Annotated in this window: 9 protein-coding genes; 3 read left to right on the top strand and 6 right to left on the bottom strand. The window is 67.5% G+C overall.

Annotated features, from left to right (window positions below; all coding sequences use genetic code 11):
* Positions 1-14: 14 nt before the first annotated feature.
* Positions 15-2,096 (top strand): NPCBM/NEW2 domain-containing protein, encoded by a 2,082-nt coding sequence (locus AB0J62_RS01025; RefSeq protein WP_363862641.1) that lies wholly within the window; start codon positions 15-17, stop codon positions 2,094-2,096.
* A 274-nt stretch (positions 2,097-2,370) separates the two neighbouring features.
* Here the strand turns inward: AB0J62_RS01025 and AB0J62_RS01020 are convergent, their stop codons facing one another.
* Positions 2,371-3,957 carry a family 20 glycosylhydrolase gene (locus AB0J62_RS01020; protein ID WP_363862638.1) on the bottom strand — a complete coding sequence of 529 codons (1,587 nt, stop codon included), beginning with the start codon at positions 3,955-3,957 and terminating at the stop codon, positions 2,371-2,373.
* Positions 3,958-4,179: 222 nt separating this feature from the next.
* On the opposite strand from AB0J62_RS01020, the gene AB0J62_RS01015 reads away from it, so the two are divergent.
* Positions 4,180-4,695, top strand: a complete 516-nt coding sequence (locus tag AB0J62_RS01015; RefSeq protein WP_363862635.1) for a SigE family RNA polymerase sigma factor — start codon at positions 4,180-4,182, stop codon at positions 4,693-4,695.
* Entirely contained in the window at positions 4,692-5,918 is a 1,227-nt protein-coding gene (locus AB0J62_RS01010) for a hypothetical protein (protein WP_363862632.1), read from the top strand. Before AB0J62_RS01015 ends, AB0J62_RS01010 begins: the two co-directional genes overlap by 4 nt.
* Positions 5,919-5,968: 50 nt before the next feature.
* Here AB0J62_RS01010 and AB0J62_RS01005 read toward each other — a convergent pair whose 3' ends face one another.
* The 5 genes from AB0J62_RS01005 to AB0J62_RS00985 are packed head-to-tail and all read right to left on the bottom strand — an operon-like array spanning position 5,969 to position 11,406.
* Positions 5,969-7,366, bottom strand: a complete 1,398-nt coding sequence (locus tag AB0J62_RS01005) for a GH1 family beta-glucosidase (RefSeq protein ID WP_363862629.1) — start codon at positions 7,364-7,366, stop codon at positions 5,969-5,971.
* A gap of 2 nt (positions 7,367-7,368) precedes the next feature.
* Complete coding sequence (locus AB0J62_RS01000) at positions 7,369-8,382, bottom strand: ABC transporter ATP-binding protein (protein ID WP_363862626.1); 1,014 nt, start codon at positions 8,380-8,382, stop codon at positions 7,369-7,371.
* On the bottom strand, positions 8,379-9,413 hold the full coding sequence (locus AB0J62_RS00995; RefSeq protein WP_363862623.1) for an ABC transporter permease: 1,035 nt from the start codon (positions 9,411-9,413) through the stop codon (positions 8,379-8,381). The genes AB0J62_RS01000 and AB0J62_RS00995 overlap by 4 nt, the downstream gene beginning before the upstream one ends.
* Positions 9,414-9,415: 2 nt before the next feature.
* Positions 9,416-10,396 carry an ABC transporter permease gene (locus tag AB0J62_RS00990; protein WP_363862620.1) on the bottom strand — a complete coding sequence of 327 codons (981 nt, stop codon included), beginning with the start codon at positions 10,394-10,396 and terminating at the stop codon, positions 9,416-9,418.
* Entirely contained in the window at positions 10,393-11,406 is a 1,014-nt protein-coding gene (locus AB0J62_RS00985) for an ABC transporter ATP-binding protein (protein ID WP_363862617.1), read from the bottom strand. Before AB0J62_RS00985 ends, AB0J62_RS00990 begins: the two co-directional genes overlap by 4 nt.
* Positions 11,407-11,516 lie beyond the last annotated feature (110 nt).

Here is an 11,516-nt window from a genome sequence, read left to right as displayed (position 1 = left end):
GAAGGGGACAACTGATGAGGCGATTCCTGGGTGGGGTGATCGCGGCGGCACTGGTGGCCGGCGCGTTCGCGGCCACCACGACCCCGGCTGTGGCGGCTCAGGCCACAGTTGCAGCTACTGCGCCAGCTACGGTGCTCAGCCCGACGCCGTACATGGGCTGGAACACGTACTACGGTCTCGGCGGTGACTTCACCGAGGACACGATCAAGTCCGTAGCGGACTCACTCGTGAGCCGCGGGCTGGCGAAGGCCGGCTACGACATCGTCTGGCTGGACGGGGGCTGGCAAGCCGACCAGTCCCGCAGCGCGGCCGGTGACCTGGTCCCGAACCCGGCCAAGTTCCCGAACGGTCTGAAGCCGCTCGTCGACTACATCCACAGCAAGGGCCTGAAGGCCGGCATCTACACCGACGCCGGTCCGTACATCCCGGGCAAATGCGGTCTCGGCAGCGGCGGCTACTACCAGCACGACGCAGACACCTTCGCCGCCTGGGGCTTCGACGCGGTCAAGGTCGACTACCTGTGTGGCATCGCGGCCAACCTGGACCCGAAGACGGTCTACACCGAGTTCGCCCAGGCGCTGCGGAACAACGCGAGCCACCGGCCGATGATCTTCAACCTCTGCAACCCGGTCACGTCGCCGGACTGGGGCAACTACCCGGAGTCCCAGCAGTCGACCAACTCCTGGTCGTACGCGCCGGCGATCGCGCAGTCGTGGCGCACATACACCGATGTCGGCTTCCAGGGCGACATCAAGTTCAAGGACGTACTGCGCAACTACGACGCGAACGCCCGACACCCGGAGGTCGTCAAGCCGGGCGCATTCGGTGACCCGGACTATCTGGCCCCCGAGCTCGGAATGACCGACGAGGAGTTCCGGACCCAGCTCACGCTGTGGGCCGTTGCGGCAGCTCCGCTGGTCGTCGGCAGCGACGTACGGAAGCTGTCCGCGACGACGATCGGGATGCTGACCGATCCCGACGTTGTCGCGATCAACCAGGACAAGGCCGCCGTACAGGCTGTGCGGGTCGGCCCGGCTGGTACGACGGAGACGTGGGTCAAGCGGCTCGCTGACGGCAGTCGCGCCGTCGTACTGCTGAACCGGGGCGACAGCGCGAAGACTCTGACCACGACCGCGTCGGCAGTCGGTCTGCAGGGCTCGCGGTTCACGCTGAAGAACGCATGGACCGACAAGGTGACCGAGAGCGCCGGCGTGATCAGCGCGGCGGTTCCGGCGCACGGTACGGCGCTGTTCCGCCTCGAGCCGGCTCGCGGCGTACCGGGGGTTCCGCATGTGACGGCCGGGATTCCGCAGGTGACGAAGGTCGGGACGGATCCTCAGCCGGAGGATGCTGCTCCGGTAGTTGCCGGTGGCGACGAGCTGACGATTCAGGTCAACGTCCGCAACGACGGCGTGACGCCGGTGTTCAAGCCGACCGTCATTGTTGCCGGCGGCAACGGGTGGATCGTCAAGCCGTTGTCCAAGGCACCCGCGGTCCTTGCTGGTGGCGAGCAGGCGAACTTCACCTTCACGGTCAAGCTGCCTGCCGGTACGACTCCCGGCACGGCGAGCGTCACCGCGCAGACGGCATACCAAACGGTATTGTATGGAGTGCAAAAGCAGACGACCGCGCTGTCGTCAATCGTGATTGCACCGGCGCCGCCGAGCGGGACCGTGCCGCTGTCGCACCACGACTGGATCACGGCGACCAGTGGGTGGATGTCGCCGACCATCGACGAGAGCGTCGGCGGCGGTAATCCGATCAAGCTCACCGGCACGACGTACCCGACCGGTATCGGCGTCGCCTCTCCGTCGCTCATCCGCTACTACCTCGGCAAGTCGTGCTCGCGGCTGACCGGTGTGGCGGGTATCGACGACGTGGTCAGCAACGTCGACACGGCGGGCGGCACGTCTACGTTCCAGATCGTCGGCGACGGCAAGGTCCTGTTCGACAGCGGCATCGTCGACCGCTTCACCCCGAAGCAGTTCGACGTGGACCTGACCGGCGTACGCGTCCTCGACCTGGTCGTCGGCGACGCAGGCGACGGCGGCTACAACGACCGCGCCGACTGGGCCGCACCCACCGCAACCTGCTGACGAAGTGGGTGGACCGGCCACGGTCCACCCACGTCCCCGGGCTGGGGGCGGATCGCCAGCCCATCACAATCTCCGTACTCCCGGCCCTGCCCGCGGCGCTGAGCCGCGGGCAGCCGATTGGGATGGCCAGATCCGGCATCGACCGACGGACGAGTCGGACCTGCGGCACTCACCAAGAACCCCGGGATCCGCTCGGACACGCTTGGCGCCGGGTCAGGGCCGGCCCTGGGCTGCGGTTGGTGAGTGGTGCAGGTCCGCGCCTTGACCCGGATGGCTAGGCCCAGTCGACTTCGGTGGACTGGAGCCAGGTCCAGGCTCGGTTGCGCCAGCTCGCGGACTGCGGGCCGAGGCGGCTCGCGTAGTCGGCCCACTCGGTGCCCGGCCGGGACCACGCCTTCTCGGCTGCGCCGGGGAGGCGGGGCAGGAGCATGAGTTCTAGGTCCTCGGGGGTGATGATCGACTCGCACCAGATTGCGGCCTCGATGCCGGCTATCTGGTCGGCGGAGTCGACGCCGGGGAGGCTGTCGACGGGGTCCCACGAGACGCCGTGCTCGATCGAGGCGGCGCCGTAGAACTCCAGCCCGAGACGCTTGCGGGCCTCCTCCTGGTCCGGGTCCGAGGATGCGTCGGCGTGCGGGCGGTCGAAGTACAGCCAGGTGACCGGGGAGACGATCAGCTTGGTGCCCTGCTCGAGCGCCTTCGGGGCGTCGTACTTCGCCTTGCGGAGACCCTCGACCAGGATCGGCAGCAGGTCCTCGGGCGGCGTCGGGAGGTCGGGGTTCTGGACCATCGAGTCGACGTCGAGGTCCAGCCAGTACTGCACGACGTCCGCGGAGTCGAGGTCGGCGCGGGCGATCTCTTGCCACCCGACAACCTTCTTACCGCGGGCGCGGACGAGCGCGGCCGCCTTCTCGACGAACGCCACGTGGTCCTCGTCGGACATGCCCCACGTCTCGTCACCACCGATGTGCACGTATGCGGTCTGCGGGAACTGCGGGATTACAGCATCCAGCACGTCTTGGACGAACGCCCACGTCTCGTCGCGACCGGGGTCGAGCGTGTTCAGCTGCAGACTGTCGCCGTTGCCCAGGTCGACGCTACGGATCTCGTCGGGTCCTAGCGACGGATAAGCCTTGAACACCGCAGACGTGTGCCCCGGCATGTCGATCTCCGGTACGACGGTCACGTACCGGTCAGCGGCGTACTGCACGAGCTCGGCAAGCTCCGCCCGCGTGTAGTAACCACCCGGCCGATCCCCGATCGCCCCAGCCGCCCCCACCTCGGTCAACAACGGCCGCGCCGGCACCTCAATCCGCCACCCCTGATCGTCCGTCAGATGCAGATGCAGCACATTGAGCTTGTACAACGCGAGCATGTCGATCACCCGCCGTACGTCCTCGGGCCCGTGAAACGTCCGCACCACATCAAGCGACAACCCCCGCCAACCAAACCGCGGCCCATCGACGATCCGGGCAACAGGCAGGACTGCGGTGCCGTCCTTCAGATACGCAGAGATCAGCTGCCGGAGCGTGGTGAGACCGCGATAAACCGCCTCCGGCGTCGGGCCCCATACGCGGATGCCTTCGCTGCTGATCTCCACGCCATGGCGTTCGTCGACTTCTGCCCCGTCAGCTCGAAGGCCGGCGACGGGCGCGACCTCGTCCGCCGCGCCGAGCGTCACGGTGATGCCCGACGAGCCGGTCAGAGTGAGGCCTGTGTCGAGTTGAACGTCCTCGGTGAAGCGGGCCGTGAGTCCGGCGAGCTCGGGTGGGGGTGCGTCGATGCCCGAGGCAGTTGTGATGGTGAATGTGCCGTCGGCGGTGGTCTCGGATATCGGTGCGGGGATCACGGGAAGGCTCATTGGACGAGTCTGCGGCAACAGTCGGCATCGGGGTACCACCGAATCCTCCCGGCCTCGGCTGAACGTCGGCTGCACACCGGCTGAGCGGTGGCAGCGCTCCGCGACCAACGCCATCCTGCTGTGACGTAGAGTGATGATTCTTGTCTGGACCAGACTGGATGACAACAGTTCTGGCGGGAGCTCCGTACTCATCGGTGACGGAATGAGTGAGGGGACTGGGGAATGGCGAGAGCATCGCGGGACGAGGAGTTCAGTGCGTACGTCGCTCAGCGGCGTACCCAGCTGCGCCGGATCGCCTATTTGCTCTGCGGCGACGTGCACAAGGCCGAGGATCTCGTCCAGACGGCGTTGATGAAGTTGTACGTCGCCTGGAACCGGGTGCAGCGCAGCGGGAACGTCGACGCCTACACCCGCCGGATCCTGGTCAATTCGGGCATCGACGAGAGCCGCCGGCCATGGCGCCGCGAGCAGGTCGGACTCGACGGGCTGGATCCGGAGGCGGACGAAGGGATCGCGCCGGAGGACCGGCGGGCGCTCATGGAGGCGCTCGCCGCGTTGCCGGCCGGGCAGCGTCGCGTGGTTGTCCTGCGGTTCTTCCTCGGCTTGACGATCGAGGAGACGGCGGCGGATCTCAACTGTGGCCCCGGCACCGTGAAGAGCCAGAGCTCACGAGCCCTCGCTCGGCTCAACGACCTACTGATCGCCCAGTTCCGGGCTGTGGGAGGGAACCGCGCATGATCGACGAGAAGGTGCTGCAGGATCGACTCACCGAGGCCGCCGCGGCGCAGGACGAGCTGCTGCCGCGCTCTCTGGCCGACGACCTCGCGGGAGGTCGCCGGCGCCTCCGTAGGCACCGATTGCTCACCGGCGTTACCGCGCTGGCCGCGGCAGGACTGGTCGCGGCGGCTTCGGTCGGTGTCACGGGCGTGGTCCGCGACGCGGCGCATGACGAGGCTCCGGCAGCGGGTCGCCGTATGCCCGTCGATGCAGCGGCCGCGCAGGACGCCGCCGCGGCGGCGAAGATCCAGGGTTTCGACAGACTGATGAAGGTTTTGCTGACCAAGCATTTCGACCCTGGCGGGAAACACCTCGACTTCGGCACCGGGCCGTTCGGGGTCGACCCGCAGATCGGTCACCACGGGACGCAGCAGAAGGTCGGCTGGAAGATCCCGGGGGAGAAGGGCCAGGCCATGCTGCTGATCGGCCTGTCGCGTTCGGCCAAAAGCGCGGGCAACACCTGCGGCTCCTACTTCGAGTACTCGGCCAACCCGGTCGTCTGCCACCCGGCGACGCTGCCCAATGGCCGTCCGGCGATGCTGGGCCGGCAGGGCAAGATGCTGGAGCTCAGTTATCTGCGGCCGGACGGCGAGTTCGTGTACGTCGCGATCGATCCGGTGTTCCGGAACAACACCACGGTCCCGGTATCGGAGGTGGCGATCACCGACGCGCAACTGTTTGCCTTCGTCACCGATCCGGCACTGGAACTGCCTCCGCTCACCAGTGCGCAGCAAGCCGAAGAGGCAGCGCTACAGGACTTCGCGCCGACACCCGCACAGATCGAGACTGTTGCCGCAGGCAAGCTGGGCGGCCGGCTTCAGCCCGATCATGTCGAGGATGCGCCGGGTGAGCTCACCGTGGTCGACAAGTGGACCAAGTCATCCGTGACGGCCACAGTCGAGATCGGTCTCGACGCAGCTCCGCTGGCCAGCACCTGCGCCGCCCAGCTGTCCATGCCCACTTGCACCCCTGCCAAGCTCCCTGACGGCGGCACCGCCGAATACGCCGAGGGCTCCCGCAAGTACCAGGGCGGCCCGATGTACGTCGTGGGCGCAACCTACAAGCAGTCCGACGGCGATCTCGCTTCGGTCCGAGTTCTCTACCCGGGCTCCGAGCGTCCAGCCGGTGCGATCACCAAATCCCAGCTCCTAGCCCTCGTCGCCGACCCCGGCCTGAACCGTTAGGACCCGGGAGCGGAGTGGCGGCCGTCATGACGAGCCGCCACTCCACAGTTTCAGCGATCGCGATACCGGGCAGCCAGTTCCTTCAGGTACAGGGCGCTGGCCTTGGGGGTGCGTTGCTGCGTGTTGTAGTCGACGCGGACGATGCCGAAGCGTTTGACGTAGCCGTAGGCCCATTCGAAGTTGTCCATCAGGGACCAGGCGAGGTAGCCGCGGATGTCGGCGCCCTGGGCGATGGCGTCGGCGACGGCGGTGAGGTGGGAGGTGAAGTACGCCGTACGGTCGGTGTCGTCGACGAAACCGTTGGCGTCGGGGACGTCCTCGAAAGCGGACCCGTTCTCGGTGATGACCATGGGGAGGCCGGGGTAGTCACGGGCGATGCTCAGCAGCAGATCCGTGAAGCCCTCCGGGACGATCTCCCAGTCCATCGCGGTGCGCGGTTTGCCGAGTGGTACGTCGCGGCTGATCGGGAGACCGCTCGCGTCGACGGTGCTGCCGTCCTCGGCGTACCCGGTGAACTTCTGACTGAAGTAGTAGTTCACGCCGAGCACATCGATCGGCGCCGAGATGATCTCCAGGTCGCCGTCCACGATCGGCAGCTCGACACCCTCGTGGGCGAGATCGGCGACGACATCGGCGGGGTAGTGGCCGTGCACCAGCGGATCGAGGTAGATCCGCCGGCCCATCCCGTCCGCACGCCGGGCCGCGTCGACGTCCGGCTCGGCATCCGATGCCGGGTACGCCGTCGCGACGTTCAACGTGATGCCGATATCCAGCGGTCGTGGCGCCGCCTCCCGCATCTGCGACGTCGCGAGCCCGTGCCCGAGCAGTAGATGATGTACGGCGGCAATCGCGGCCGGGTACTCGCGCCGGCCCGGAGCATGGGCGCCGTACGCGTACCCCAGCATCGCCGAGCACCACGGCTCGTTCAGCGTGGTCCAGGTGCCGACCCGGTCCTTCAACGCGTCGAAGACCAGCATCGAGTACTCCGCGAACCGGTACGCCGTGTCGCGCACCGGCCAGCCGCCCGCGTCCTCGAGCTCCTGCGGCAGGTCCCAGTGGTACAGCGTGACCCACGGATCGATGCCCTGGGCAAGCAGCTCGTCGACCAGCCGGTCGTAGAAACCCAGACCGGCCGGGTTCACCGGACCCTTGCCGTGCGGCTGGACCCGCGGCCACGCGACCGAGAAGCGGTACGTGTCGAGACCGAGATCCTTGATCAGGGCAACATCGGACGGCATCCGGTGATAGTGGTCGCAGGCAACATCCCCGGTGTCGCCGTTGTCGATCGCACCGGGAACCCGGCAGTACGTGTCCCAGATCGACGGCGTGCGGCCGTCCGCGGTGATCGCGCCCTCGATCTGGTACGCCGACGTCGCGACGCCCCAGCGGAATCCGGACGGAAGTCCCGCGACCAGGTCGGCCGCCCCCGAGACAGAGGTTGTGCTCATGTTCACCTTTCGACAGAGATCGGAACGCGGCCGGGAAGCCAGCAGGCGACGGATCGGTTGGGGTCGTTGCGTGCTGCCGGGATTCCGAGAACGGGAATCTCCGTGGAGCAGCGGTCGAAGGCCTGCGGACAACGCGGATGGAACGAACACCCTGAGGGCATTCCTCGGAGGTCCGGCGGGGAGCCCGGGATTCCGGCGAGCTCCCGGCGTTCGCCGCGTAGCGCGGGGAACGACTTGAGCAGGCCTTCGCTGTACGGGTGCAACGAGTCCTTGTAAAGGTCGACGGAGCGAGCCTGCTCGACGATGCGGCCGCCGTACATGATCGCGATCCGGTCGGAGAACTCGACCAGCAAGGAGAGGTCGTGGGTGATGAAGAGGACCGAGAAGCCCAGGCGTTCGCGCAGTTCCACCAGTTGCGCGAGGATCTGTCGCTGCATCACCACGTCGAGTGCGGTGGTCGGCTCGTCCATGATCACGACCTGGGGCTCGAGGACGAGCGCCATGCCGATCATCACACGCTGCCGCATGCCGCCGGACAGCTGATGCGGGTACGCGTCCATCCGGTCGGCCGAGATCCCGACGAGCTTGAGCATCTCCTGCGCCCGGGCGACCCGTGCCGAAGGAGTCAGTTGCGGCTCGTGCGCCTTGATCACGTCGATCATCTGGGTGGAGATCTTGTGCACCGGGTTCAGCGAGTTCATCGCGCCCTGGAACACGATCGACGTCTCGGCCCAGCGGAACTTCCGCAGTTCCGCGTCGGTCAGCGCCATCACGTCGTACGCGTCGCCGGTCGGCGGGTGGTAGATCACCGAGCCGCCGCTGATCACGCCGGGCGGCGGCAGCAGTCGCGTCACGCCGTACGCCAGCGTCGACTTGCCGCTGCCGCTCTCGCCGGCCAGGCCGAGCACCTCGCCGCGGTGCAGCGTCAGCGTGACGTCGCGAACAGCCTGCACAGCCTCGGAGCCGAGGCCGTAGTCGACATGGAAGTTCTTGATCTCCAGCACGGGCGCCTTCACGCGACCTCCTCCTCAGCACGACGCCGTACGACGGGCGTCACCGGCTCGCGCGACGACGACAGAACCGGCGTGAACCCGACCCGCATCCGCACCGAATGCCCGTCCTTGGTCTTCACCTTGGTGTGACCGCTCGACCGCAACCGCGGGCTGACGAATTCGTCGATCCCGAAGTTGATCAGCGACAGCGCCGTACCGAGGACCGCGATCGCGAGACCGGCCGGGACGAACCACCACCACGCGCCTTGGGCCAATGCCTGCTGGGATTGCGCCCAGAACAGGATCGTGCCCCAGTTCCAATCGGAGATCGTCGAGATGCCGATGAACGCGAGCGTGATCTCGGACATCACCGCGAAGATCACCGTACCGACGAAACCGGACGCGATGATCGCGGTCAGGTTCGGCATGATCTCGAACGTGATCAGCCGCCAGGTGCTCTCACCCGTCGCCCGCGCAGCCTCCACATAGTCCCGCCGGCGCAGCGACAACGTCTGCGCGCGAAGCACTCGCGCTCCCCAGGCCCACGACGTGAAACCGATGACCAGAGCAACCATCAGGTCGCCGGCCGACGGGATGGTCGAGGCAACGATGATGATCAGCGGCAGGGCCGGGATCACCAGGAAGACGTTCGACAGGGCGGACAGGCCGTCGTCCGCGGCGCCGCCGAGGAAGCCCGCGCTGACGCCGATCAGGATCGACAACGCGGTCGCGACCAGGCCGGCCAGCAGACCGACGAACATCACTCCACGCGTGCCGACGAGCACCTGGCTGAAGATGTCCTGGCCGAGGTGCGTCGTACCGAACCAGTGCTTGCCGGACGGCGGCTGGATCAGGTCGCTGCTGCGAGCCGACGGATCGTACGGCGCGATCCACGGGCCGATGATCGCGATCACGCAGAAGAACGCGAGTACGACGAGACCCGTGGCGGCCTTCGGGTTGGCGACGAACCGGAGCCGGCGGCGTTTGGCCGGTGCGGCCTCGACCTCGGGTCCTTCCGGCGTGACCGCAGTGATGGTGCTCGTAGGTGCGGACACGGTCAGCCCTCCTTCCGGGTACGCGGGTCGAGGAGCAGGTACGCGACATCGGCCAGCAGGTTGGCTACCAGGACTGACAGCGTGATGACCAGGAAGACGCCCTGCATCAGCGGATAGTCCTTGGCGCCGACCGCCTGGAACAGGTTGTAGCCGATGCCCGGGTAGGAGAAGACGATCTCGACCAGCAGCGTGCCGCCGACGATGAAGCCGAGCGACAGCGCGAAGCCGGACACGTTCGGCAGCAGGGCGTTGCGGGCGGCGTAGCTGACCATCACCCGCCGCTCGGACAGGCCCTTCGCGTGCGCGACGGTGATGTAGTCCTCCGAGGCCACTGTCACCATCATGTTCCGCATGGTCAGGATCCAGCCGCTGACCGACGAGATCAGGATCGTCAGCGCCGGCAGCAGACTGTGCTGGATCGCGCTGCCGATGAACGACCCGGTCCAGCCGGGCACCAGGCCGGGCTCGTACCCGCCGGACGACGGGAAGAAGCTGTCCGGACCGGCCAGCAGCGTGATCGCCAGCAGACCGAGCCAGAAATACGGGATCGACGACAGGAAGGTTGTCACCGGCAACAAGCCGTCCATGATCGAACCCCGCCGCCAGCCGGCGACGACGCCGAGCGACGTACCGATCATGAAGCTCGCGAACGTCGTGATGCCGACGAGCGCGATCGTCCACGGCAGGCTCTGCTTGAGGATGTCGGCGACCGGCGTCGGGAAGAACGTGAACGACAGCCCGAGGTCCCCGTGCAAGACCTGACCCCAGTAGTCGACGTACTGACTCCAGAGCGACGCGTTCTTGTCCAGGCCGAACAGCACGTACAGCGAGTTGATCGCCTCGGTGCTCATCTGGCCCTGGAACTTGTTGATCAGCGAGGTGACCGGGTCGCCCGGGATCAGGCGTGGGATGAAGAAGTTGATCGTCAGCGCGGCCCAGGCCGTGAAGACGTAGAACGCCAGCCGTTGCAGAAGGAACTTCATCGTGCGGCCCCTTCCTCGTAGAGCCAGCACGCGGCCCAATGGCCGGGCACGGGCAGGTCGAAGCGGGGTGGAAGCTCGGTCGAACACTTCGGCATCGCGTGTACGCAGCGCGGGTGGAACCGGCAGCCGGTCGGCGGCGCGATCAGGCTGGGCGGTTCGCCGCCGGCCTGGTCCTCCGGCGTACTGAGCTCACCGAGTCGGTCGGGGTCGGGCGCGCTGTCGATCAGCAGCTGCGTGTACGGATGCGCCGGGTTCTGCGTGACGGTCTCCGATTCGCCGCCCTCGACCAGGCGGCCGGCGTACATCACCAAGGTCTCGTCGGCGAAGTAGCGCGCCGACGCGATGTCATGGGTGATGTAGAGGATCGCGAGGTTGAGCCGTTCCTTCAGATCGCGCAACAGGTTCAGTACGCCGAGCCGGATCGACACGTCGAGCATCGAGACGGGCTCGTCCGCGAGCAGCGCCTCGGGGTCGGCGCCGAGCGCGCGGGCGATCGAGACCCGTTGCCGTTGGCCACCGGACAGCTCGTGCGGGAACTTGTCGAGGTAGCGCTCCGGGGGCGTCAGTTGCACCTGCTCCAGCAGGTTGCGGAGGTTCTGCTCGAGCTCGCCCTCGCGACCGTGAATGCGCAGCGATCGGGTCAGGTGGTACCGCACCGTGTGCGTCGGGTTCAGCGAGGCGAACGGGTCCTGGAAGATCATCTGCACGCGGCGCGCGTACGCCCGGAACTTGCGGCCGCCGCGCACCGTCACGGTCTCGCCGTGCAGCCGGATGTCGCCGGCCGTGCGCCCGTACAGCTGGGCCATCAGCCGCGCGACCGTCGACTTGCCCGATCCGGACTCGCCGACCAGCGCGGTCACCCGGCCGCGGCGGAGCGTGAGCTTGATGTCGTCGACCGCGTGCACGACCTTGTGCTCGCGGGACAGCAGGTCGCGGACGCCCCGTCGTACCGGGAAGTGCTTGGTGAGGCCCTCGGCCTCCAGAACGACCTCGGTCTCGGTGACCGTCATAAGTCTCCCCTCAAGGGAACCGCGGGGGGGGGGGGGGGCGGGGGCCGCGGGCGGGGGGGGGGAGAGGGGGCGGGGACACCGCGGAAAGACACGAAGACAACAACAAAAAG

Source organism: Kribbella sp. NPDC049584 (genome assembly GCF_040675555.1).
Classification (GTDB): domain Bacteria; phylum Actinomycetota; class Actinomycetes; order Propionibacteriales; family Kribbellaceae; genus Kribbella.
This window is presented reverse-complemented; position numbering and strand designations above follow the sequence as displayed.

Excerpts from the sequence above, each read along its gene's own strand:
- AB0J62_RS00985 (WP_363862617.1), bottom strand. The coding sequence starts at position 11,406 with ATGACGGTCACCGAGACCGAGGTCGTTCTGGAGGCCGAGGGCCTCACC.
- AB0J62_RS01020 (WP_363862638.1), bottom strand. The coding sequence starts at position 3,957 with ATGAGCCTTCCCGTGATCCCCGCACCGATATCCGAGACCACCGCCGAC.
- AB0J62_RS01010 (WP_363862632.1), top strand. The coding sequence starts at position 4,692 with ATGATCGACGAGAAGGTGCTGCAGGATCGACTCACCGAGGCCGCCGCG.
- AB0J62_RS01025 (WP_363862641.1), top strand. The coding sequence starts at position 15 with ATGAGGCGATTCCTGGGTGGGGTGATCGCGGCGGCACTGGTGGCCGGC.
- AB0J62_RS00990 (WP_363862620.1), bottom strand. The coding sequence starts at position 10,396 with ATGAAGTTCCTTCTGCAACGGCTGGCGTTCTACGTCTTCACGGCCTGG.
- AB0J62_RS01015 (WP_363862635.1), top strand. The coding sequence starts at position 4,180 with ATGGCGAGAGCATCGCGGGACGAGGAGTTCAGTGCGTACGTCGCTCAG.
- AB0J62_RS01005 (WP_363862629.1), bottom strand. The coding sequence starts at position 7,366 with ATGAGCACAACCTCTGTCTCGGGGGCGGCCGACCTGGTCGCGGGACTT.